The organism is Streptomyces griseorubiginosus, assembly GCF_017614965.1.
Classification (GTDB): Bacteria; Actinomycetota; Actinomycetes; order Streptomycetales; family Streptomycetaceae; genus Streptomyces; species Streptomyces griseorubiginosus_B.
Map to the genome: position 1 here is coordinate 15096 of NZ_WVUG01000049.1, position 24077 is coordinate 39172.

Annotated in this window: 19 protein-coding genes; 14 read left to right on the forward strand and 5 right to left on the reverse strand. The window is 71.4% G+C overall.

Annotation, left to right across the window (positions count from 1 at the left end):
* Nucleotides 1-30 precede the first annotated feature (30 nt).
* Nucleotides 31-828 (reverse strand): SAM-dependent methyltransferase, encoded by a 798-nt coding sequence (locus GRC12_RS12635; protein ID WP_208779326.1) that lies wholly within the window; start codon nucleotides 826-828, stop codon nucleotides 31-33.
* A 102-nt stretch (nucleotides 829-930) separates the two neighbouring features.
* Between GRC12_RS12635 and GRC12_RS12640 the strand changes: the two genes are divergently transcribed.
* The 7 genes from GRC12_RS12640 to GRC12_RS12670 all read left to right on the forward strand — a co-directional run bounded on the left by GRC12_RS12640 (nucleotide 931) and on the right by GRC12_RS12670 (nucleotide 8645).
* Nucleotides 931-1236 carry a hypothetical protein gene (locus GRC12_RS12640; RefSeq protein ID WP_208779327.1) on the forward strand — a complete coding sequence of 102 codons (306 nt, stop codon included), beginning with the start codon at nucleotides 931-933 and terminating at the stop codon, nucleotides 1234-1236.
* 193 nt (nucleotides 1237-1429) lie between these two features.
* Nucleotides 1430-3673: an MMPL family transporter gene (locus tag GRC12_RS12645; protein WP_208779328.1), complete on the forward strand. Its 2244-nt coding sequence runs from the start codon at nucleotides 1430-1432 to the stop codon at nucleotides 3671-3673.
* The gene (locus GRC12_RS12650) at nucleotides 3651-4223 is read left to right on the forward strand and encodes a GNAT family N-acetyltransferase (RefSeq protein ID WP_208779329.1); all 573 of its coding nucleotides are present in this window, start codon (nucleotides 3651-3653) and stop codon (nucleotides 4221-4223) included. The genes GRC12_RS12645 and GRC12_RS12650 overlap by 23 nt, the downstream gene beginning before the upstream one ends.
* Before the next feature lie 35 nt (nucleotides 4224-4258).
* On the forward strand, nucleotides 4259-4813 hold the full coding sequence (locus tag GRC12_RS12655) for a hypothetical protein (protein WP_208779330.1): 555 nt from the start codon (nucleotides 4259-4261) through the stop codon (nucleotides 4811-4813).
* A gap of 203 nt (nucleotides 4814-5016) precedes the next feature.
* Nucleotides 5017-5199 carry a hypothetical protein gene (locus tag GRC12_RS12660; protein WP_208779331.1) on the forward strand — a complete coding sequence of 61 codons (183 nt, stop codon included), beginning with the start codon at nucleotides 5017-5019 and terminating at the stop codon, nucleotides 5197-5199.
* A gap of 167 nt (nucleotides 5200-5366) precedes the next feature.
* Nucleotides 5367-8405, forward strand: coding sequence for a helix-turn-helix transcriptional regulator (locus GRC12_RS12665; RefSeq protein ID WP_208779332.1), 3039 nt, complete (start codon nucleotides 5367-5369; stop codon nucleotides 8403-8405).
* Between the two features lie 36 nt (nucleotides 8406-8441).
* Nucleotides 8442-8645: a DUF6191 domain-containing protein gene (locus GRC12_RS12670; protein ID WP_208779333.1), complete on the forward strand. Its 204-nt coding sequence runs from the start codon at nucleotides 8442-8444 to the stop codon at nucleotides 8643-8645.
* A gap of 19 nt (nucleotides 8646-8664) precedes the next feature.
* On the opposite strand, the gene GRC12_RS12675 is transcribed toward GRC12_RS12670, so the two are convergent.
* Together GRC12_RS12675 and GRC12_RS12680 are read right to left on the reverse strand one after the other, a co-directional pair.
* Nucleotides 8665-9840 (reverse strand): PQQ-dependent sugar dehydrogenase, encoded by a 1176-nt coding sequence (locus tag GRC12_RS12675; protein ID WP_308286539.1) that lies wholly within the window; start codon nucleotides 9838-9840, stop codon nucleotides 8665-8667.
* A 473-nt stretch (nucleotides 9841-10313) separates the two neighbouring features.
* A complete protein-coding gene (locus tag GRC12_RS12680; protein WP_208779334.1) occupies nucleotides 10314-11312 on the reverse strand; it encodes an aldo/keto reductase in 999 nt (332 codons plus the stop codon).
* Nucleotides 11313-11388: 76 nt separating this feature from the next.
* Between GRC12_RS12680 and GRC12_RS12685 the strand changes: the two genes are divergently transcribed.
* The 6 genes from GRC12_RS12685 (at nucleotide 11389) to serA (ending at nucleotide 21338) form a co-directional block, all read left to right on the forward strand.
* Entirely contained in the window at nucleotides 11389-12339 is a 951-nt protein-coding gene (locus GRC12_RS12685) for a 2-hydroxyacid dehydrogenase (protein ID WP_208779335.1), read from the forward strand.
* Nucleotides 12340-12779: 440 nt separating this feature from the next.
* On the forward strand, nucleotides 12780-15776 hold the full coding sequence (locus GRC12_RS12690; protein ID WP_208779336.1) for a putative bifunctional diguanylate cyclase/phosphodiesterase: 2997 nt from the start codon (nucleotides 12780-12782) through the stop codon (nucleotides 15774-15776).
* A 231-nt stretch (nucleotides 15777-16007) separates the two neighbouring features.
* The gene (locus tag GRC12_RS12695; RefSeq protein WP_208779337.1) at nucleotides 16008-17852 is read left to right on the forward strand and encodes an acetolactate synthase large subunit; all 1845 of its coding nucleotides are present in this window, start codon (nucleotides 16008-16010) and stop codon (nucleotides 17850-17852) included.
* A gap of 22 nt (nucleotides 17853-17874) precedes the next feature.
* Complete coding sequence (gene ilvN, locus GRC12_RS12700; protein ID WP_133046710.1) at nucleotides 17875-18399, forward strand: acetolactate synthase small subunit; 525 nt, start codon at nucleotides 17875-17877, stop codon at nucleotides 18397-18399.
* Nucleotides 18400-18518: 119 nt separating this feature from the next.
* On the forward strand, nucleotides 18519-19517 hold the full coding sequence (ilvC, locus tag GRC12_RS12705) for a ketol-acid reductoisomerase (RefSeq protein ID WP_133046711.1): 999 nt from the start codon (nucleotides 18519-18521) through the stop codon (nucleotides 19515-19517).
* A gap of 231 nt (nucleotides 19518-19748) precedes the next feature.
* Complete coding sequence (gene serA, locus GRC12_RS12710) at nucleotides 19749-21338, forward strand: phosphoglycerate dehydrogenase (protein WP_133046712.1); 1590 nt, start codon at nucleotides 19749-19751, stop codon at nucleotides 21336-21338.
* 59 nt (nucleotides 21339-21397) lie between these two features.
* On the opposite strand, the gene GRC12_RS12715 is transcribed toward serA, so the two are convergent.
* Nucleotides 21398-22903 (reverse strand): MFS transporter, encoded by a 1506-nt coding sequence (locus GRC12_RS12715; RefSeq protein WP_208779338.1) that lies wholly within the window; start codon nucleotides 22901-22903, stop codon nucleotides 21398-21400.
* 123 nt (nucleotides 22904-23026) lie between these two features.
* On the opposite strand from GRC12_RS12715, the gene GRC12_RS12720 reads away from it, so the two are divergent.
* Entirely contained in the window at nucleotides 23027-23599 is a 573-nt protein-coding gene (locus GRC12_RS12720) for a TetR/AcrR family transcriptional regulator (protein ID WP_208779339.1), read from the forward strand.
* A gap of 60 nt (nucleotides 23600-23659) precedes the next feature.
* On the opposite strand, the gene GRC12_RS12725 is transcribed toward GRC12_RS12720, so the two are convergent.
* Nucleotides 23660-24077, reverse strand: a 418-nt coding sequence (locus GRC12_RS12725; RefSeq protein ID WP_208779340.1) for a PucR family transcriptional regulator, incomplete at its 5' end; no start/stop codon positions are given.

The window sequence follows — 24077 nt, forward strand, 5'->3', positions numbered from 1 at the left end:
CCGGAGGGGTGAACCTCCGGGGCCGTACGCCTACGTGCGGCGTCCCACGACCCGTACGAAACCCAGGGTGCGGCCCTCGTCGGCCCGTACCATCTCGGCTACCCGGCGGGCCATCGTGCGGTGGAACTCCTCCGGGCTCTCCTCGGCGACCACCTCGCACCACGTGAGCCAGTCGCGCCAGCCGTCCTGAAGCCAGTCGGCCGTCTCGACGTGGACGGCACCGCTGCGGGTCCAGTGGCGGCGCCACCACTCCGCGGAGTGCCAGCACCAGAAGTCGGGCTCCCACCAGGCCCGCAGATGCTCGGGCGGCTCGGCCCCCTCCGGTTCCTCGCGCAGGGCCGGTACGACGATCCCGATCCGCCCGCCGGGCTTCAACAGCCTGGTCAGGGTGGGCAGATAGAGATCGTCGGTGCCGAAGTACTGGTAGGCGTCGATCGACACGATCGCATCGAAACCGCACTCCCCGAAGGGCAGGTCGTGCGCCTCGGCGTGCACGGGCAGCACCCGGTCGGCGAACCCGGCCTCGGCGATGCGCCGGGCGTTGTCGTCGGGCGCGACCCACAGGTCGGCCGCGGTGACCTGGGCGTGGAACTCCCGGGCCAGGAAGACCGACGTCATCGCCCGGCCGCAGCCCAGGTCGAGGACGCGCGCGCAGGGGCGCAGGGTGTCCAGGCCGAGGGCGGGGGCCAGCCATTCCAGCAGCCACAGGGCGTTGGGGCCCATCTGGTTGTCGACGGTCCAGGGTGCGTCGTACTGGCTGCTGAGGGGATAGAGCGGGTGGGTCACACGGTCAGTGAGACGGTCGTCCGTGGTCCTGTTGTCGGACATCGGTGAACGGGCTCCTCATGATCCTCGTAGTGAAAGGCGATGCGTAGGAGCTCGGTCGGACCTTCAAACAACGCACCCGCTTCGGTCGTCGGCGAGGAGCCGGTGACGGCTGACCAGCGGAAGCTAGCAGCTGTCCGCGCCGTCCCGCAGCCGGATTCCGCCGAGGACGCGCACCGGGCCCGCTGGACGGCGGCCACCACCGGAGTGCTGCTGGCCCTCGCCGGAGTGGCCGCCGCGGTGGTGCGGGCCCTGAACGCCGCACCGGCACTCGTGCCGGCCGCCTACGGCCTCGGTGCCGCGGTGTGCGCGCTGGCGGGGGTGCTGGGCTCCCGGGGGCGCACCCGGCGGGCGCTGTGGCTGCTGGTCGCCGGGGCGATGGTGATGGCGCTGGGGGACCAGCTCGACTGAGGTGACAGAGTGTTCGTTACTGTCCTGTGATCTGCCTCCCACTCTTGTGAATAACCCCACGAATGGCGTAAACGATCACTTCTGCCTGCAAGAGTGGTCCTCGCATTGCTCATGCGTTCTTTGCGGGCTGTTCATGTTGTGAACGACTTCTTCCCGGTCAAAGATCCACATATCGTCCCCTGGGAGCTCGTTCGTGGCAGCCCTTGCACGTTGGTGTGTCCGGCACCGCCTGGTCGCGGTCGTGGTGTGGCTCCTCGCCTTCGGCGGGGTCACCGCCGCCGCCGCGGTCACCGGCTCCGCGTACTCGAACGACTACGAGGCCCCCGGCACCGAGTCGGGCGCCGCCACCGAGCTGCTGCAGCGGGGCTTCCCGGGACTCGGCGGGGACAGCGACACCGTCGTCTGGCACGTGACCTCGGGCAGCGTGCGCGCCGCCGACGTCGAACAGACCATGACCGGCACCCTGGACAAGATCGCGGACCTGCCCGGAGTGGCCTCCGTGAGCAGTCCGTACGACGGCCAGGGCGCGGGCCGGATCAGCGCCGACGGGCACACCGCGTACGCCACGGTCACCTTCGACCACGGCGCCGAGGACATCAAGAAGTCCGAGGCCGAGGCGGTCGTGCACACCGCGAAGGCCGCGGACGGCGACGGGCTCCAGGTCGAACTCGGCGGCAGCGCCGTCGCGCTCACCGAGTCGACCGGCGGGCACACCGCCGAGATCGTCGGCGTGGCCGTCGCCGCGGTCGTGCTGTTCCTCGCCTTCGGCTCGCTCGCCGCGTCCGTGCTGCCCATCGCGACCGCGCTGGTCGGCGTCGGCACCGCGTACTCGGGGATCGGGCTGCTCGGGCACGCCATGACCGTCGCCGACTTCGCGCCCATGCTCGGCATGCTGATCGGGCTGGGCGTCGGCATCGACTACGCGCTGTTCATCGTCACCAGACACCGGCGCGGACTCAAACGCGGGCTCTCGGTCACCGAGGCCGTCACCAACGCCGTGGCGACCACCGGACGAGCCGTGGTCTTCGCGGGTGCCACCGTTTGCATCGCGCTGCTGGGCATGCTGATCCTGCGGCTCGGCTTCCTCAACGGCGTCGCGATCGCCGCCTCCCTGACCGTCGTCCTGACGGTCGCCGCCTCCGTCACGCTGCTGCCCGCCCTGCTGTCCCTCATCGGCATGCGCGCCCTGAGCCGGCGCGAGCGGCGACGGCTGGAGGACCACGGCCCCCAGCCGGAGCTGCCCACCGGGTTCGCGCACCGCTGGTCGGCGTTCGTGGAGCGCCACCCCAAGGTGCTCGGCGTCGTCGCGCTGGCCGTGATGACGCTCCTCGCGCTGCCCACGCTCTCCCTCCACCTCGGCACCTCCGACCAGGGCAACGACCCGAGGACGTCCACCACCCGCCAGGCCTACGACCTTCTCGCCGACGGCTTCGGCCCCGGCGTCAACGGCCCCCTCACCCTGGTGACCCACGTCGACGGCGCCGAGGACAAGCTCACCCTCGACAACCTCGACGCCACCATCCGCACCACCGAGGGCGTCGCCTCGGTGACCCCGGTCACCTACAACAGCGGCGGCGACACCGCCTACTTCACGATCGTCCCGGCCTCGGAACCGCAGTCGCAGAAGACCAGCGACCTCGTCGACCGGCTGCGCACCGAGGTGCTGCCGCGCGCCGAGACCGGCACCACCCTCGACATCCAGGTGGGCGGTGTGACCGCCTCGTATGACGATTTCGCCGCCGTCATCGTCGGCAAGCTGCCGCTGTTCGTCGGCGTCGTCATCGGACTGGGCTGTCTGCTGCTCCTGATGGCCTTCCGGTCCATCGGCATCCCGGTGAAGGCCGCCGCGATGAACGTCGCCGCGGTCGCCGCCGCCTTCGGCGTCGTCGTGGCGATCTTCCAGTGGGGCTGGGGGAGCGAACTGCTGGGCCTCGGGCGCGCGGGCCCCATCGAGCCCTTCCTCCCCGTGATCATGGTGTCGGTCCTCTTCGGGCTCTCCATGGACTACCAGGTCTTCCTGGTCAGCCGGATGTACGAGGAGTGGCTGGAGACCGGGGACAGCCGACGGGCCGTCCGCGTCGGTCTCGCCGAGACCAGCCGGGTGATCAACTCCGCGGCCGTCATCATGATCTCGGTCTTCCTGGCCTTCGTCCTCAGCGGCGACCGCGTGATCGCGATGTTCGGCATCGCCCTCGCCTCCGCCGTCGCCCTCGACGCCTTCGTCCTGCGCACGCTGCTCGTCCCGGCCCTCATGCACCTGCTCGGCGGCGCCAACTGGTGGCTGCCCCGCTGGCTCGACCAGCGCCTGCCCCGCATCAGCATCGAACCGCCCGAGTGCCGCGCCGCCCATGAAAGGCTGGCCGCCGCGACGGACGCCGAGGTGGCGGACGTCCTGGCGGAGGGGGAGCAGCGCGATGTACGCGATATCACTGGGTGACGGCGCCGAACTGCGGCCGCTGGAACCCTGGCACGCCGCGGAGTTCCTGGCGCACCTGGAGCGCGGCCGGGAGTTCATCGGACGGTTCATCCCGTTCGGCGCCCAGGTCGTCGACGCGGCATCCGCCCGCGAGACGCTCCAGCGCTACGCCGACCAGCGCGCCGCCGACACCGCCTCCCACCACGGGATCTGGCTGGACGGGAAACTCGTCGGCGGGGTGCTCACCCTGCACTTCGACGCCGCGACCGGCAACGCCGAGGTCGGTTGCTGGCTGGAGCCCGCCGCGACCGGGCGGGGCCTGGTCACCCGAGCGATGCGGATCCTGATCGACTGGGCGGTGGAGGAGCGCGGCATCCACCGCGTCGAATGGGTCGCCGCCTCCGGCAACGTGCCCAGCATCGACGTCGCCCGGCGCCTGGGCATGACCCGCGATGGCGTACGGCGCCAGGCACACCCCTATGGTGGGGTGCGGCACGACCTCGAGGTGTGGTCGATCCTCGCTCCCGAGTGGCGTGAAGCACGCGCGCGTGCCGAACACAACGATCATTAAGACCCCTCTCAGAGAGCGTCCGTACGGTGCCAGACATGGGAACCAAGACAGTTGACGAGGCCGGCACGACCGAGGCCGCCGAAGTGAAGCGCGACGAGGAGGCGGTGGACGCCACCCCGACCGAGGCCACGACCGAGGAGGAGCAGCCCGGGACCGACGAGGTGGCCGCGGCGGGCACCGACGAGGAGGCGGGCCCCACCGGCGTCGGCCAGGGCGCGGGGGCGGTCGTCTCCGCCGCGCTGGGCCTCGTCTCGCTGACCGGCAGCTGGATCGGCACGGTCGCCGCCGCCCGCCAGACGCTCGTGGGCCAACTGCAGACCTCGTCCTCGGCGAGCGTCGCCAAGCAGGTCAAGGCGGTCTACGGCGACGCGTGGCAGACCAGCGCCCTGTGGGGCGGCGTCTTCGCGCTGCTCGCCCTGGTCGTCGGCGTCGTCGTCCTCGCCCGTCCCGCCTTCGGCTTCCCCGGCAAGCCGCAGGCCGCGTGGATCAAGTCGGTCGCCTGGGGCGGTGTCGCCCTCGGCGTCATCGGCCTCCTCCTGGCCGTCCTCAAGTACACCGACGTCCTGCTCGGCCTGCCCTCCGCCGGCTGAATCGACGCAGGTCCCGAGGGGTCTCAGACCATCTGTAAGCACCTTACGGAGCGTCTGAGGCCCCTTCCGCGCGTCTAAGGCCCCAGGGGCCGCCGAAGATGCGGAACTCTCCCGATGTGGCCCACCCCCCTTGGAGACGAAGGTTGAGGCATCGCAGAAAGCGAAGCCCAATCCGCCTCTCTCAAGGGACCGAGGGACACACCATGTACGAGTACGAGATCTCGCAGCTCCGTTCCGCCGAACTGATCCGTCAGGCCGACCAGGAGCGTCTGGCCCGCGAGGCCGCCAAGGGCCGCCGCGCCGCCCGCCGCGAGGCACGCCACGCCGCGGAGGACGAGTCCCATACCCCGCGCCTGCGCAGGCTCCGGTCGGCTCGCGCGGCATGAGCCCGGTACGCCTCGAGGACGGCCCCGCGGGGGAGGGCCGCCCTCGAGGAAACGACCGCAGCACCCCGCGAACGCCCTCACCGCACCTGCCCGCGGTGGGGGCCGCGGTGCGTACGCTCCCCGTCGCTCCGGGGAAAACCGGTGCCGTCCTGTCGTACCCCCATGCGATGCTCGCCCTCGTGGAGACCAGGTCCGTAAGTCGGGTGTTCGTCGGCCGAGCCGAAGAGCTCGGGACGCTGAACGACGCGCTCGCCCGTGCCGCCGCGGGCGAACCGCAGGCGCTGCTGATCGGCGGGGAGGCCGGGGTCGGCAAGACGCGGCTGGTCGAGGAGTTCGCCACCGCGGCCTGCCGCGAGGGCGCGGTCGTCGCACTCGGCGGCTGTGTGGAGATCGGCGCCGACGGCCTGCCCTTCGCCCCCTTCTCCACCGCCCTGCGCGCCCTGCGCCGCGAACTGCCCGGGGAACTCGCCTCCGCTGCCGCCGGACAGGAGGAGGAACTGGCCCGCCTGCTGCCCGAACTCGGCGAGGCCTCCGGCGGCCGGCACGACGAGGAGGGCATGGCCCGTCTCTTCGAACTCACCGCCCGTCTGCTGGAGCGCGTCGCGGCCGAGCGCACCGTCGTCGTCGCCCTGGAGGACCTGCACTGGGCCGACGCCTCCACCCGCCATCTGCTGGCCTACCTCTTCCGCACCCTGCGCACCGGCCGGCTCGTCGTCCTCGCCACCTACCGCGCCGACGACATCCACCGCCGCCACCCACTGCGCCCCCTGCTCGCCGAACTCGACCGCCTGCGCACCGTCCGCCGCGTGGAACTCGCCCGCTTCAACCGGCAGGAGGTCGGCCGCCAGATCGCCGGCATCCTCGCCGCCGAACCGGACCCCGACCAGGTCGACGCCATCTTCGAACGCTCCGACGGCAACGCCTTCTTCGTCGAGGAACTCGCCGTCGCCGCCCACGAGGGCTGCTGCACCGGCCTCACCGACTCCCTGCGCGACCTGCTCCTGGTGCGCGTCGAGGGCCTGCCCGAGAGCGCCCAGCGGGTCGCCCGGATCGTCGCCGAGGGGGGCTCCACCGTCGAGTACCGCCTCCTGGCCGCCGTCGCCCGGCTCGCCGAGGACGACCTCATCGAGGCGCTGCGGGCCGCCGTGGGCGCCAACATCCTGCTCGCCACGCCCGCCGGGGACGGCTACCGCTTCCGCCACTCCCTGGTCCGCGAGGCCGTCAGCGACGACCTGCTGCCCGGCGAGCGCTCCCGCCTCAACCGCCGCTACGCCGAGGCCCTGGAGGCCGACCCCACCCTGGTCCCGGCCGACGAACGGGTCATGCGCCTGGCCAGCTACTGGTACCACGCCCACGACGCCGCGAAGGCCCTGCCCGCCGTCCTCGACGCCGCCGTCGCGGCCCGCTGCCGGCACGCCTACAGCGAGCAACTGCGGCTCCTGGAACGGGCGATGGAGCTGTGGGACACCGCCCCCGAGGACGTACGGGCCGCCCTGCGCCTCGGTGACTACTGCGAGGTCTACGCCCCCTGCGGCTGCGATCCGGCCACCACCCCGCTGCACTTCCTCGACCTCATGGCCGAGGCCGCCGGCGCCGGCCGGCTGTGCGGGGAGCGGGAACGCGCCCTGAAGATCACCAAGCGAGCGCTGCATTTGCTGGAGGACGAGGACGATCCGCTGCGGGCCGCCTGGTTCTGGGTCCAGCGCTCCCGTCTCGTACAGGCCCTGGCCCGCGGCGACGGCTGGCGGGAGCTGGCCACCGCCCAGGACCTGGTGCGCGGTCTGCCGCCCTCCGAGGTGCACGCCGAGGTCCTCGCCCATGCCGCCGGCTGGGCGATGCTGCACGAACCCGGCCCTGACGCCCTCTCGGCCGCCGAGCGCGCCGTGGAGTACGCGCGCATGGTCGGCGCCCGGGAGATCGAACTCAACGCCCGCCTCACCCTCGGCGGCCTCATGGTCGACGCCGGCTCGGTCGAGTCCGGCCTCGCCGAGATGTACGAGGTCAAGGAACGGGCCCTGGAGGAAGGTGTCGCCGTCGTCGCCGGCCGGGCCTACGTCAATCTGCCCTCCGCCCTCGACTCGGTCGGCCGCACCCGGGAGGCCGTGCCGCTCCTGAAGGAGGGCCTCGCCTTCACCCGGAGGTTCGGTCTGCTCGAATCGGAGGCCTGGGTGTGGGCCAACCTCTCCGAGTCGACGTACTCCCTGGGCCTGTGGGACGAGGCCGCCGACGCCGCGGCGGGCGCCCTGCGGGTGGGGCACAGCGCGAAGCCCCAGGGCAGCGGCGCCATGTGCCTGGCGCACCTCGCCCTCGGCCGCGGCGACCTCACGGAGGCGGCCCGCCAACTGGCCGCCGCCCGGGACTTCCTGGGCACCCACGACCCCATGCCCCAGCACACACTGCTCCTCTCCCGCATCGCCATCGGCGTCGCCGCGGGCGAGGGCCGCCTGCCGGACGCCCGCGCCGAACTCGCCCGCGCCCTGGACGCCGGGATGCCGCCGGGCACCCAGCGCGACGGCTGGCCCCTGCTGCTCGCCGCCGCGACCGCCGAGGCCGACGCCCGCGCGCTGCCCGCCGCCGCCCGGGACCGGGCCGCCGTGCTGGACCGGATCCGCGACGCGGCCAAGAAGACCACCACCGACGCCCCCCTCTGGCTCGCCCACGAGAAGTGGGTGCGGGCCGAGGTCTCCCGCGCCGAGGACGAGGACACCGCCGACACCTGGTCGGACGTGGTCACCGCCTTCGAGTGCCTGGACCGGCCCTACGACCTCGCCCGTGTCCGTCTCCGCCTCGCCGGTGCCCTGCTGCGGGACGGCGGCGAGGACGAGCGCGACCGCGCCGCCGAACTGCTCCGTCTCGCCCACGCAGTCGCCGGCCACCTCGGCGCCCGCCCGCTCGCCGAGGCCGTCGCGCTGCTCGCCCAGCGCGCCCGGCTCGCCCTGCACCGCGTCCCGGACCAGCGGCCCGCCGACCCGGTCGAGGCCCTCGGGCTCACCAGCCGCGAACGCGACGTCCTGCGCCTGGTCGCCGCCGGACGCACCAACCGGCAGATCGCCGAGCAGCTCTTCATCTCCCCTAAGACGGCCAGCGTCCACGTCTCGAACATCCTGGCCAAGCTCGGCGTCTCCGGAAGGGGAGAGGCCGCGGCGGTGGCGCACCGGGTCGGGCTGTCGCCGGCCGATCCGCTCACCGCCCGGACGGCGGGGTGAGACGTAGGCTGGAGACGACCCGCACAGGGAGGCGCCGTGTTCAACGCTTTCGAGGAACTGTTCGCGCCGGGCCGCAAGCACACCCGTGACGAACAGAACCGGCTGGAGCTGACCCGGGAGGACGTCGGTGACAACGATCCGGGGCGCGGTCCGATAGACCTGGCGTCCGGAAAGGTCGTGGTGCGCCCGCCCAGGCCGGAGCAGGACGAGGAAGGTCCCGAGGTGCCGGGGGAGGAGTGACCCAGGGGGTCACAGGGGGTCACTTCACCTGCAGTTCCAGGATCCGGTCGTCTCCGCTCTTCGGGTCGCCCCTTCCGTCCGTGTTGCTCGTCGTCAGCCACAGCTTGTCGCCGCCCGCCGCCACCACCGTGCGCAGGCGGCCGTACTCACCCTTCAGGAAGGGCTGGGGGTCGGCGGAGGCCTTCGTGCCGTCCAGGGGTATGCGCCACAGGCGCTGACCCCTCAGGCCCGCCATCCAGATGGAGCCCTGGGCGTAGGCGATACCGCTCGGGGAGGCCTCGTCGGTGTGCCACTGGGCTATCGGGTTGTGGAACTTCGCGTCGGAGGACCTGCCCTCGGCGTCCGGCCAGCCGTAGTTGTCGCCGGGCTTGATCGCGTTCAGCTCGTCCCAGGTGTCCTGGCCGAACTCCGCGGCGAACAGGCGCTGTTCGGGGTCCCAGGCCAGCCCTTGCACGTTCCGGTGGCCGTACGTGTACACGGGGGAGTCCGGGAACGGGTTGCCGGGAGCCGGGTCGCCCTCGGGGGTCAGGCGGAGGATCTTGCCGCCCAGGGACTTCCTGTCCTGCGCCAGGCCGCGGTTGCCGCTCTCGCCCGTGCCCGCGTAGAGCATGCCGTCCGGGCCGAAGGCGATCCGTCCGCCGTTGTGGATGTAGCCCTTGGGGATGCCCTTGAAGATCGTGTCCGGGGCGCCCAGTTGCTCACCGGCCGGCTTCCGCGGGTCGTACAGGACCCGGACGACGCGGTTGTCCGAGGCCGAGGTGAAGTACGCGTAGATCATGTGGTCCGAGGCGTAGTCCGGGGAGAGGGCGATGCCGAGCAGACCGCCCTCGCCGGCCGCGGAGACCCCGGAGACCTTGCCGAGGTCGGTCTTCTCGCCCGTCTTCTCGTCGACCCTGGTGATCGTGCCCTGGTCCCGGGAGGCGACGAGCACGCCGCCGTCGCCGGGGAGCGGGGCCAGGCCCCAGGGGCTGTTCAGGCCGGTGGCGACCGTCCGCAGCACCTTCACCGAGCCCTTGGCGGGCGGCGCCTGATCGGCTGCCCGACGGGACGGGGAGGCGTTCGCCGACGTGCCTCCCGAGGTGCCCCCCGATGGCGTACCGTCTCCGCCCGCCGAGCCGCCGCCCCCGCCGGAGCAGCCCGCTGTCAGCAGGAGCGCGGTGGTGGCCAGTAAGGCCGGTACAGCTCGTCGTAGCACGGTCTCGGTCCCTTCGCACGGCGGTCCCGTCGGCAGCTTCCGCAGCCCGGTCGGCAGGTTCTACCTGTGATACACCGCTCGCGCCTCACAGGTTCCCGATCACCCGGACCCCAATCGGCGACGGGAGACGAGCGGTGCGACGGCTCGCACGGGGCTTGTTTCGCGATCACGTGAACGCTGGCCGACAACCGGCGATGAGGGAGGCGTGCGGCGGCTTCCGCCGGCATCGGGCCCTCGATTGGGTGCCGCGCGATCGGCAACCGGCGACGACAGGAGCGGCGCCCTCCGTCGGGAGTGGGCCCTGGATCGCTGGCGCTGGATCGGCAACCGGACGCTTGGGTTCTCGGTCGTCCGGGGTCCTTCGGCGACTGCCGGTGAGCGGGGAGTCATGGTTGGGGCGCCCGCTCGGGCCCTCGATCGGCCGGAGTTCATCGGCGACCATCGGTGAGCGGGGTCACGGCCGTGCCCCTGGTTCAGTCCCACGACCCCAGAGCGCCCGGCAGTTCCGCCACCTCGGTCAGGTCCTGCGGGGTCAGGCGGAGGTCGGCCGCCGCCGCGTTCTCCGCCGCCCAGCGCTCCTGCTTGGTGCCCGGCACCGGGACCACGTGCCGGCCCTGGGCCAGCACCCAGGCCAGCGCGACCTGGGCCGCGGTCACGTTCTCGCCGTGCCGGGCCGCGACCCGGCGCAGGCCGGCCACGATCGGCTGGTTGGCGGCCATCATCTCGGCGGTGAAGCGGGGATGCCGGGCGCGCACGTCGTCCGGTTCGAAGCCCTCGCCCGGGGTGAGGGTGCCGGTCAGGAAGCCGTTCCCGAGCGGCATCGCGGCCAGGAAGCCGACGCCGCGCGCCTCGCACCACGGCAGCAGCGACTCCAGCGCCTCCGGGGACCACACCGACAGCTCGGCCTCCACCGCGCTCACCGGGAACACCTGCTGGACCCGCCGCAACTGCCGGATCGTCGCGTCGTGCAGCCGGCCCCCCGACCGCCGCCCGCCCCGCGCCCCGACCGCGCACAGCCCGAGCGCCCTGACCTTCCCGGCCCGGACGAGCTCCGCCATCGCGCCCCACGTCTCCTCGACGGGGACCTCCGGGTCGGCGCGGTGCAACTGGTAGAGGTCGATCACATCCGTCTGCAGGCGCCGCAGCGACGCGTCACAGGCCCGCTTCACATAGCCGGGGCGGCCGTTGGCCACGATGTGCTGCTCCCCCACCAGCAGCCCCACCTTCGTCGACACGAAGGCGTCCGCGCGCCGCTCCTTCAACACCCGCCCCACCAGCAGCTCGTTGGTGAACGGGCCGTACATGTCCGCCGTGTCCAGGAGCGTCGAGCCCGCGTCCAGCGCCCGGTGCACCGCCCTGAGCGACTCCTCGCCGCGCTGCCGCGAGCCGCTGTACGCCCAGCTCATCGGCATGCACCCCAGGCCGACGGCCCCCACGGCGAGGGCCCCCGCGCCCATCGTCCTGCGCTCCACCTGCTCGTGACCCTCCTTCTTACGGATCCCCCAACCTAACCTCTGCGCCCCGACCGGCCTGACATAGCCTCCTGACATGACTGCTGACGTGTGGCTTCCGCTCCCGCCGGACGAGATCGAGGGTCTCCCGGACGGGCCCGAGTACCGCTTCTGGAACGGAGAGAAGGACTTCCCCGCAGACCCCGCCGACTGCTCCTTCTACGTCGTCCCCTACATGAAGCCCGCCGAGGTCGTCGTCCGCCCGCTGCCGCAACTCGGCTCCGTCCAGGTGGTCCAGACGCTGTCGGCGGGCATCGACAGCCTGGAACCGGGCCTGAGGCACCTCCGCCCCGGCGTCCAGGTGTGCAACGCGCGCGGGGTGCACGAGGCGAGCACCGCAGAGCTGGCGCTCACGCTGATCCTCGCCTCCCTGCGCGGTGTCCCCGACTTCGTACGGGGTCAGGAACTGGGGGAGTGGCGCGCCGGTTTCCGGCCCGCGCTCGCCGACAAGAGTGTCCTCATCGTCGGGTACGGAGCGATCGGATCCGCGATCGAGGACCGGCTCGTGCCCTTCGAGGTCGCGCGGGTGGTGCGCGTCGCGCGCTCCGCGCGCACCACGGAGCGCGGCCCCGTGCATCCGCTCACCGATCTGCCCCGGCTGCTGCCCGAGGCGGACGTCGTCGTCCTGATCACGCCCCTGACCGAGTCCACGCGCGGCCTGGCGGGCGCCGACTTCCTCGCCCGGATGAAGGACGGAGCGCTCCTCGTCAACGTCGCGCGCGGACCCGTCGTCGACACCAAGGCGCTCCTCGCCGAGCTGGAGAGCGGCCGCATCACCGCCGCCCTCGACGTCACCGACCCCGAGCCGCTGCCCCGCGAGCACCCGCTGTGGAAGGCGCCAGGCGTGCTCATCAGCCCCCATGTCGGGGGACCGACCTCGGCGTTCCTGCCCCGTGCGAAGCGACTCATCGTCAACCAGCTGACACGTTTCGTGAACCGTGAACCCCTCGCCAACGTGATCCTTACGACGGGTTCGACCGGCGCGTAGCGCACGACCGGGCGCTGTCGAGCGCGGGCGCGCAACCGGCGCGTCATCCGCTTCCGGTACGCTCCGCAATCTTCCGGACGCGGTACGTGCTCGCATCGCCGCTGGTCGTCACGGAGCGTAGAGGAACTATGTCCCTGAGTGACGAGACTGGTGTATCGTCCCGAGCAGGGGCTGCGCCGCGCACCGTTCGGCGCCGGGGACGGACATTTCAGACTGTGAGGGGGGCGACGGGCGATGCACGGCCTATGGACGAGCGATCCGACGCGGCGGGGCCGCCGGCGGCGACCCTGGCGCACGGCCGCGCGCAGACGCGGTCACCACAGCAATCACGGCTGCCGGCACAACCACCATCACCGCAGGCACAGCAGCCGCAGGGGGCATGCGCACCCAGCGCACCGGGACCCGCGGGACGCGGGAGCGGCGCGGACCGGGAGGACCCGGTGACCTCGCCGCCGACTCTCACGACCACCCTGGACGGAGCGGTGCGGGCGCAGCCCTCGCCGGCCCGGTCGCCCCGGCCGCCGATCACCGGTGCCGGCAGCACCCTGGTACGCCAACTCCTCCTGGCCCTGGTCTGCGCGGGATACGCCGTCGGTTCCGCGCTCGACTGGGGTTCGGGCGAACTCGCGCTGATCATGGGTGACTTCGGCCTGGCCGCGGCGGCCGCGACCGCCGCCGTGTCCTGCTTCCTGTACGCCCGCAACCGCCGTATCCGCTTTCGACCCGCCTGGCTGCTGTTCGCCCTCTCCTCGACCATGACGGCCCTGGGCAACGCGGTCTGGGGGTGGTACGAGGTGGTCCTGGACGAGCAGGTGCCCAGCCCCAGCTACGCCGACCTGTTCTTCCTCTGCTTCGCGCCGCCCGCCATCGTGGGGCTGCTGGTGCTCGCCAAGCGGCCCGTGACGAAGGCCGGCTGGGTCTGCCTGGGACTGGACGCCTGGCTGATCGGCGGCTCGCTGCTGACCCTGTCCTGGAGTCTCGCGCTGGCCCAGGCGGCCAAGTTCGACGGGCCGAGCGTGGCGCAGACCGCGCTGTCGCTGGCGTACCCGCTGCTGGACATCGTCCTGGTCAGCATGGTGCTGGCGCTGCACTTCCGGCGCTCGGCGGTCAACCGCACGGCCGTCAACACCGCCATCGGCGCCCTCGCGCTGACGGTGATGTGCGACGCCCTGTTCACCTCACCGCTGCTGCGCGACCACTACCACTCGGGCCAGCTGCTCGACGCGGGCTGGTTCGCCGGCTCGCTGCTCCTCGCGTACGCCCCCTGGGCCGCGCCCCGGCACACCCGTCCGGAGGAGGACGACGGGCACACGCGCGTGGTGCACGAGCACCTGCCGGGCCGGCGCGGCGGCACCCACCCCCACCACGCGCCCGCGCAGGGGGACGACCACGGCCGGTACCCGGCCGCCCGGCCCATCGCCGGCTCCCTGGCCGCCCTCACGCCCTACCTCGCCGCCGCCGTCTGCACCCTGGGGATCCTGTACAACGTCCTCAACGGCCGCAGCGTCGACCGCGTCGTGCTCATCACCGGCGGCACGGTGGTGCTCGCCCTCGTGACGCGCCAGGGCATCATGCTCCTGGACAACATCACCCTCACCCAGGAACTCGCGCAGAAGGAGAACCACTTCCGCTCCCTGGTGCAGGGCTCCAGCGACGTCATCATGATCGCCGCGCCCAGCGGCGTGCTGAGGTACGTCTCCCCGGCCGCCGCCGGGGTCTACGGACGCCCCGCCGAGGAACTGGTGGGCAGCGAACTGGCCAGTCTCATCCACCCGGAGGACCTGGGCTGCGTGGTGCACGAGGTGCGCCGCTTCCTCGCCGCCAGCCCCCAGGAGGAACCCACCACCCGCATCGAGTGCCGCTTCCGCTCCGGTGACGGCGGCTGGCTCAACGTCGAGTCCACCGTCAACCGCCACCACGGCGGCCTCATCTTCAACAGCCGGGACGTGACCGAAAGAGTGCGGCTGCAGGCGCAGTTGCAGCACAACGCCGAGCACGACCCGCTCACCGACCTGCCCAACCGGGCCCTGTTCACCAAGCGGGTCCAGCAGGCCGTGTCCGGCCGCCGCGCCTCCGACCGGGGCGCCCATCTGCGCGGCACGGCCGTCCTCTTCATCGACCTCGACGGCTTCAAGGCCGTCAACGACACGATCGGGCACCAGGCCGGGGACGAACTGCTCGTCCAGGCCGCCCGCAGACTCCAGGACGCGGTCCGGCACGGCGACACCGCGTCCCGGCTTGGCGGCGACGAGTTCGCGGCCCTGATCGTCGGCGACGGTGCCCGGGACCGTACCGCGCGCGAACGTCACATCCTGGAGCTCGCCGACCGCCTCAGGATCACGCTCTCGCAGCCGTACCTCATCGACGGCAACGATGTCCGGGTGGCCGCCTCCATCGGCGTCGCCTTCGCCGAACCCGGCCTCGGGGCGGGCGAGTTGCTGCGCAACGCCGACCTCGCCATGTACCGCGCCAAGGCGGGCGGCAAGGGCCGCGTCGAGCTGTACGCGCCCCAGATGCAGCAGGACGTCGTACGCAAGGCGGAGCTGGCCACGCGCCTGCGGGCCGCGCTGCACGACGGCGAGTTCACGCTGCTGCACCAGCCCGTGGTCTGTCTGGAGGACGGCCGGATCACCTCGGTCGAGGCGCAGGCGCGCTGGCGTTCCTCGCAGGGGGTGCTGTTCACCCCGGCCGAGTTCCTGCGGGTCGCCGAGGACAACGACCGGACGGCGGAGCTGGGCCGCTGGCTGCTGGAGGAGGCCGTCGAACAGGCCGCCGAGCGCACCGCGACGGGGCTCGCCGTGCCCGTCGCGGTCCGGGTCGGCGCCCGGCGCCTGCTGGACCGCTCGATGCCGGCCGGCTCGATCGAGGCCCTGCTGACCCGGCACGGGCTGCCGTCCGGGTCCCTGGTGATCGAGCTGTCCGACATGGATCCGCATGTCTCCCTGGACGAGTTGGAGCGCAGACTGGGCGCCCTGCGCCGGCACGGCGTACGGATCGCCCTGGACGGCTTCGGCAGCGGCTACGCGGCGATCACGGCACTGCGCAGACTCCCCGTCGACGTGCTGAAGCTCGACCGCGGTCTGGTCGAGGGCGTCGTCGAGTCCGCGCGGCTGCACAAGATCACCAGCGGACTGCTCAGAATCGCCACCGACCTCGGGCTGCAGTCCGTGGCCGACGGCGTGGATCTGCCCGAACAGGTCGTCGCCCTGCGCGCGATGGGCTGCACCCATGGACAGGGCATGGCGTTCTCGGGCCCGTTGGACGAGTACCGGCTGCGCAGAGCGCTCGGATCCGGCCACTATCCGGTTCCGCACAGCCCCATTGAGCCCGCCTTCGCAGGAGGCGGAGCCGGGGTGTACACAGGAGGTGTGGCCGCCGTTCTGGGAGGCGGAACCGCCCTGCGCTCACATAATGAGACTCCCGTCCCACCCACTTGACACGTGGTGCGCGTCGGGGGGAGGGTCAGTGCCATGCGCACCCGAATTCTCGTACTTGGAAAGCGCGTCGGCTGACGCTGAGCCCACCATCGCTCAGCGACCTCCACCCGGCGCGCTCCCCTCGCTTGCCTTACGGCACGAGGGGTTTTTTGTTGCACAGGCACTTTTCGTGCAGCAGCCGAACACCGTACAAACCTCGCAAAAACCCTCAGCATCGAGAAGAGACTGACGATGACCGAGCAGGCCACCGGGGCCCATCCGCAGCCGCGGCCCCGATCCGGAGGACAGCAGTCCGCCCCCGAGCACGTCACGGGTGCGCAGTCCCTCATCCGCTCTCTCGAGGAGGTCGGGGCCGACACGGTATTCGGCATTCCCGGCGGTGCCATCCTTCCCGCGTACGACCCCCTGATGGACTCGACCCGGGTGCGCCACGTCCTGGTCCGGCACGAGCAGGGCGCCGGCCACGCGGCCACCGGCTACGCGCAGGCCACCGGCAAGGTCGGTGTCTGCATGGCCACCTCGGGCCCCGGCGCGACCAACCTGGTCACGCCCATCGCGGACGCCCACATGGACTCGGTGCCGCTCGTGGCGATCACCGGACAGGTGGCGTCCAAGGCGATCGGCACGGACGCCTTCCAGGAGGCGGACATCGTCGGCATCACCATGCCGATCACCAAGCACAACTTCCTGGTCACCAAGGCCGAGGACATCCCGCGCGTGATCGCGCAGGCCTTCCACATCGCCTCCACCGGCCGCCCCGGCCCGGTGCTGGTCGACATCGCCAAGGACGCCCTCCAGGCCAAGACCACCTTCTCCTGGCCGCCGGTGATGGACCTGCCCGGCTACCGCCCGGTGACCAAGCCGCACGCCAAGCAGATCCGCGAGGCCGCCAAGCTCATCACCTCCGCCAAGCGGCCCGTCCTCTACGTCGGCGGCGGTGTCATCAAGGCACACGCCACCGCCGAGCTCAAGGTCCTCGCCGAACTCACCGGAGCGCCCGTCACCACCACCCTGATGGCGCTCGGCGCGTTCCCCGACAGCCACCCGCTGCACGTGGGAATGCCGGGCATGCACGGAGCGGTCACCGCCGTCACCGCGCTGCAGAAGGCCGACCTGATCGTCGCCCTCGGAGCCCGCTTCGACGACCGCGTCACCGGCAAGCTGGACAGCTTCGCCCCGTACGCCAAGATCGTCCACGCCGACATCGACCCGGCCGAGATCGGCAAGAACCGCGCCGCGGACGTGCCGATCGTCGGTGACGCGCGCGAGGTCATCGCCGACCTCATCCAGGCCGTCCAGAAGGAGCACAGCGAGGGCCACCAGGGCGACTACAGCGCCTGGTGGAAGGACCTGACCCGCTGGCGCGACACCTACCCGCTCGGCTACGACCTGCCCGACGACGGCTCGCTGTCCCCGCAGCAGGTCATCGAGCGGATCGGACAGCTCGCCCCCGAGGACACGATCTTCGCGGCGGGCGTCGGCCAGCACCAGATGTGGTCCGCGCACTTCATCCGGTACGACAAGCCCGCCACCTGGCTCAACTCCGGCGGCGCCGGGACGATGGGGTACGCGGTCCCGGCCGCCATGGGCGCCAAGGCCGGCGCGCCGGGGCAGACGGTCTGGGCGATCGACGGCGACGGCTGCTTCCAGATGACCAACCAGGAGCTCACCACCTGCGCCCTGAACAACATCCCGATCAAGGTCGCCATCATCAACAACGGCGCCCTGGGGATGGTCCGCCAGTGGCAGACCCTCTTCTACAACCAGCGCTACTCCAACACCGTGCTGCACTCCGGCCCGGACGACGTCAACCCGGACGCCCGCGGCACGCGCGTGCCGGACTTCGTGAAGCTGTCCGAGGCCATGGGCTGTGTGGGCCTGCGCTGCGAGTCCCCGGAGGACCTGGACAAGGTCATCGAGGAGGCGAACTCCATCAACGACCGTCCCGTCGTCGTGGACTTCATCGTCCACGAGGACGCGATGGTGTGGCCGATGGTCGCCGCCGGCACCTCCAACGACGAGATCATGGCCGCCCGGGACGTCCGCCCCGACTTCGGCGACAACGAAGACGACTGAGCGAGAGAGACGTAAAAAGACCATGTCCAAGCACACGCTCTCGGTCCTGGTGGAGAACACCCCGGGCATCCTGGCCCGGATCGCCGCCCTCTTCTCCCGCCGCGGCTTCAACATCGACTCGCTCGCGGTCGGTGTCACCGAGCACCCCGACATCTCCCGCATCACCATCGTGGTGGGCGTCGAGGACCTCCCGCTGGAGCAGGTGACCAAGCAGCTCAACAAGCTGGTCAACGTCCTGAAGATCGTCGAGCTGGAGCCCGGTTCGGCGGTTCAGCGCGAACTCGTTCTGGTGAAGGTGAAGGCCGACAACGAGACCCGCTCGCAGATCGTCGAGATCGTCCAGCTGTTCCGCGCCAAGACCGTCGACGTCTCGCCGGAGGCCGTCACCATCGAGGCCACCGGCAGCAGCGAGAAGCTCTCGGCCATGCTCAAGATGCTGGAGCCGTACGGCATCAAGGAGCTCGTCCAGTCCGGCACGATCGCGATCGGCCGCGGCGCCCGCTCGATCACGGACCGGTCGCTGCGCGCCCTCGACCGCAGCGCGTAAGGCCGTACGGGCGGTTTCGGCCGCCCGTGTGCCGCCCGTATACCGAGACCCCGAAACTTCCCTTCCGCCCGCCGTCATACGGTGGGACGCAACACCTGCACTCAAGGAGAGAACCCAAAGTGGCCGAGCTGTTCTACGACGCCGACGCCGACCTGTCCATCATCCAGGGCCGCAAGGTCGCGGTCATCGGTTACGGCAGCCAGGGCCACGCCCACGCGCTGTCGCTGCGCGACTCGGGTGTCGACGTCCGTGTCGGTCTGCACGAGGGCTCCAAGTCCAAGGCCAAGGCCGAGGAGCAGGGCCTGCGCGTGGTGACGCCGTCCGAGGCCGCCGCCGAGGCCGACGTCATCATGATCCTGGTCCCGGACCCGATCCAGTCCCAGGTCTACGAGGAGCACATCGCCCCGAACCTCAACGACGGCGACGCCCTGTTCTTCGGCCACGGCTTCAACATCCGCTTCGGCTTCATCAAGCCCCCGGCCGGCGTCGACGTCTGCATGGTCGCCCCCAAGGGCCCGGGCCACCTGGTCCGCCGCCAGTACGAGGAGGGCCGCGGCGTTCCCTGTATCGCCGCCGTCGAGCAGGACGCGAGCGGTGACGCCTTCGCGCTGGCGCTGTCGTACGCCAAGGGCATCGGCGGCACCCGCGCCGGCGTCATCAAGACGACCTTCACCGAGGAGACCGAGACCGACCTCTTCGGTGAGCAGGCCGTTCTCTGCGGTGGTACGTCCGCGCTGGTGAAGGCCGGTTTCGAGACGCTGACCGAGGCCGGCTACCAGCCGGAGATCGCGTACTTCGAGTGCCTGCACGAGCTGAAGCTGATCGTGGACCTCATGTACGAGGGCGGCCTGGAGAAGATGCGCTGGTCGATCTCCGAGACCGCCGAGTGGGGCGACTACGTCACCGGCCCGCGGATCATCACGGACGCCACCAAGGCCGAGATGAAGAAGGTCCTCGCCGAGATCCAGGACGGTTCCTTCGCCCAGGCGTGGATGGACGAGTACCACGGTGGTCTGAAGAAGTACAACGAGTACAAGCAGCAGGACTCCGAGCACCTGCTGGAGACCACGGGCAAGCAGCTGCGCAAGCTGATGAGCTGGGTGAACGAGGAGGCGTGAGTCTCCGACGACGGGGCCGGAGCGCACTGCTCCGGCCCCGTCGTCCAATCCGTCGCATCACGGACGGGTGATCCTTCCGCCGAGGCGCAGGACGACCCCCCTCGCGCCACTACACTGCCGTACTACATACGCGTCAGGCCCACAGCGTCGTGCGTCTTCCACGCGGCTAGCCAACCTCCACCGCCTGCGGCCGTCGGGACGGCCGTCCGCATTGGACTTGTGAGGACTCACGTGAGCTCGAAACCCGTCGTACTCATCGCTGAAGAGCTGTCGCCCGCGACCGTGGACGCGCTTGGCCCGGACTTCGAGATCCGGCACTGCAACGGAGCGGACCGAGCCGAACTGCTCCCGGCCATCGCCGACGTCGACGCCATCCTGATCCGCTCGGCCACCAAGGTGGACGCCGAGGCCATCGCCGCCGCGCACAAGCTGAAGGTCGTCGCACGAGCCGGCGTCGGCCTGGACAACGTCGACGTCTCCGCCGCCACCAAGGCCGGCGTGATGGTCGTCAACGCCCCCACCTCGAACATCGTGACCGCCGCCGAACTGGCCTGCGGTCTGCTCGTCGCCACCGCCCGCCACATCCCGCAGGCCAACGCCGCGCTGAAGAACGGCGAGTGGAAGCGCAGCAAGTACACGGGCGTGGAACTCGCGGAGAAGACGCTGGGCGTCGTCGGCCTGGGGCGCATCGGTGCCCTCGTCGCGCAGCGCATGTCGGCCTTCGGGATGAAGGTCGTCGCCTACGACCCCTACATCCAGCCCGCCCGCGCCGCGCAGATGGGTGTGAAGGTGCTGTCGCTGGACGAGCTGCTCGAGGTCTCCGACTTCATCACCGTCCACCTCCCGAAGACCCCCGAGACCCTCGGTCTGATCGGCGACGAGGCGCTGCGCAAGGTCAAGCCGAGCGTGCGGATCGTCAACGCCGCGCGCGGTGGGATCGTCGACGAGGAGGCGCTGTACTCGGCGCTGAAGGAGGGCCGGGTCGCCGGCGCCGGCCTCGACGTGTACGCCAAGGAGCCCTGCACCGACTCCCCGCTCTTCGAGTTCGACCAGGTCGTGTGCACCCCGCACCTCGGCGCGTCGACGGACGAGGCCCAGGAGAAGGCCGGTATCGCGGTCGCCCGCTCGGTGCGCCTCGCCCTCGCCGGTGAGCTCGTGCCCGACGCGGTGAACGTCCAGGGCGGTGTCATCGCCGAGGACGTCAAGCCGGGTCTGCCGCTGGCGGAGCGCCTCGGCCGCATCTTCACCGCGCTCGCGGGCGAGGTCGCGGTCCGCCTCGACGTCGAGGTGTACGGCGAGATCACCCAGCACGACGTGAAGGTGCTGGAGCTGTCCGCCCTGAAGGGTGTCTTCGAGGACGTCGTCGACGAGACCGTGTCGTACGTCAACGCCCCGCTGTTCGCCCAGGAGCGTGGCGTAGAGGTCCGGCTGACGACCAGCTCCGAGGCGACCGACCACCGCAACGTCGTCACCGTCCGCGGCACGCTCGGCAGCGGCGAGGAGGTGTCGGTCTCCGGCACGCTGGCCGGCCCGAAGCACCTGCAGAAGATCGTCGCCGTCGGCGAGTACGACGTGGACCTGGCCCTCGCCGACCACATGGTGGTGCTGCGGTACGAGGACCGTCCCGGTGTCGTCGGCACCGTCGGCCGCATCTTCGGTGAGGCGGGCATCAACATCGCCGGCATGCAGGTGTCCCGCTCGGTCGCCGGCGGCGAGGCGCTGGCCGTGCTGACCGTGGACGACACGGTGCCCGCCGGGGTGCTGTCCGAGGTGGAAGCGGAGATCGGGGCCACCTTCGCCCGCTCCGTGAACCTGGTCTGACGCAGACAACACGAAGGGGGTCCGGCCGACCGACGTCGGCTGGACCCCCTTCGCGTTCCTCACTTGTCGTAGACCCGAATCCCCCGCAGCGCCCTCGCCGCCAGTGCCGCCGCCCCCGCCAGCAGTACCGCTCCCGCGATGGCCGCGCCCTGCATGCCGTTGGTGAACGCCTCCCGCGCCACCGTCGCCAGTCCCGGCACCCGGTCGGCGAGCGCCAGCGCCCCGCCCAGTGTCTCGCGGGCCGCGTCCGGAGCGGAGGCCGGGATGTCGTGCCGGTAGATCGCCGTACCGATGGAGCCCAGCACCGCCATGCCCAGCGCGCCGCCGAATTCCCCGCCGGTCTCCATCAGGGAGGACGCCGAGCCGGCCCGTTCCACCGGGGCGCTGCTCAGCGCCAGGTCAGTGATCTGGGAGATGACCATGACGATCCCGGAGGCGAGGACGCCGCACGCGACCAGGACCAGCCAGAGGGAGTCGGTGTCCGCGAGGGCCAGCATCCCGTAGCCGCAGGCGCCGATCGCGAAGCCGGCGGTGACGACATGGGCACGGTCGACACCTCGCTGGACCAGGGCGGTCGCCATCGGGGCCGTCATGCCGATCGGCACCGAGGGCAGGAGCGCCCACAGGGCCGCGTCCATCGCGCTCTTGTCGAGCACCGACTGCAGGTACTGCGTGGTGAAGTACGCCGAGCCCATCATGGCGAACGAGCCGACGAGGTTGAGGACGACCGAGGGGGCGAAGCCATGGCCCCGGAAGAGGGCCGGGTCGATCATCGGTGAGGCCGCGGTGCGCTGGCGGTGGACGAAGGCCGCGGCGAAGAGCAGGCCCACGGTGGTCGAGACGACGTACTGCGCGTGCCAGCCCTCGGACGGGATCTCCTTCAGACCGTAGATGACGGGGAGCACGGCGGCCATCGAGAGGGGGACGCTCAGCCAGTCGAAGCGGCCGGGGGCGGGGTCGCGCGACTCCGGCAGCAGGAACGGGCCCAGTACCAGCAGCAGCGCCATGGCCGGCAGGTTGACCAGGAAGACCGAGCCCCACCAGAAGTACTGGACCAGGACACCGCTCATCACCGAGCCGAGCGCGATGCCGGCCGTCATCACGCCGGACCACATGCCGATCGCCTTCGCGCGCTGGCCGGCGTCGGTGAACATCGTGCGGATCAGCGCCATCGTCGACGGCATCAGGGTCGCGCCGCCGACGCCGAGGACCGCGCGGGCCGCGATGAGGGTCTCGGCGCTGTCGGCGTAGGCCGCGACGACGGAGGCGGTGCCGAAGGCCGCCGCGCCGATCAGGAGCAGCTTGCGGCGGCCTATGCGGTCGCCGAGCGAGCCCATCGTCATCAGCAGGCCGGCCAGCACGAAGGCGTAGATGTCGAAGATCCACAGTTGCTGCGTGCCGCTCGGCTCCAGGTCCGCGCTGATCGCGGGGATGGCGAAGTACAGCACCGAGACGTCCATCGAGACCAGCAGCAGCGGGAGCATCAGCACGCCCAGTGCGGTCCATTCGCGGCGGCCGGCGAGGGTGCCGGCCGGGGTTGTGGTGGTGCCCGTCGGGTTCGTCATGGCAGTGACTGTACGCACGTCTTAAACGCTTGTCTAGAACGCTTGTATAAGTCGCTCGTGTAAGCCGCTCGTATTGGACGGTCGTATAGGACGGCCGTATGGATCGGCGGTAGGGTGGCGGGCATGGGACACCGTGAGGATCTGCTCGAGGGCGCCAAGCGCTGCCTGCTGGAGAAGGGGTTCCTGCGCACGACCGCGCGGGACATCGTCAAGGAGTCGGGGACCAACCTCGCCTCGATCGGCTACCACTACGGGTCGAAGGACGCGCTGCTCGCCCAGGCGTACATCGCGCTGGTGGAGGAGATGTCGTTCGAGGGGGACGCCGGGATCACGGCCGCACCCGGTTCGCTGGAGCGGTTCCGGGAGGTCTGGTCGAACATCGTCGACTCCCTGCGGCAACCCGGCTCGATGTGGCCGCTCAGCATGGAGATCATGACCATGGGCGACCGGCTGCCCGAGGTCCGCGACCAGTTGTCGCGCGCGCAGCGCGAGGGCGGTCGGGGGCTGGTCTCGCTGATGCAGGGCGTGCCGGAGGAGGAGATCTCGGACGAGACCGCCGACACCCTCGGCCGCTTCTACATGACCCTGATGTCGGGGCTCATCTCGCAGTGGACCTTCGACCCGAAGACGGCGCCCGAGGCCGACGTGATCACCGAGGGTCTGCGTCAGGTGATCGAGGGCGTGGGCCGGAGCTGACCGGCCGCAGGTCCGGCGGACGCACCGCACGTCAGGTGGGTCACCGATCCGCCGACCGGCCTACAGCCGTGCCCCCTTCAACGCCATGTGCAGCAGCAGGCGGTCCTCGCCGTCGTCCAGGTCGAGGCCCGTCAGCTGTTCGACGCGGGAGAGGCGGTAGTAGAGGGTCTGGCGGTGGATGCCGAGTTCGGCGGCGGTGCGGCCCGCCTGGCCGGCACAGTCGAGGTAGACCTCGGCGGTGCGGGCGAGTTCGTGGTGGGCGGGGGAGAGCAGGGCGTCCACGGCCGGGTCGTGGGCCGAGTCCGGCGGCAGGGACGTCAGCAGGCGGTACGGGCCGATGTGCGCCCACTCGGCGACCGGGCCCAGCCGCGGCTCCGCGAGCGCGGCCCGCGCCGCCGCGGAGGCCTCCTGCCAGGCCGCCCCCAGCTCCGCGAGCCCCGCCCGAGCAAGAGCGACCCCGGCCGCGGCACCCCCCGCC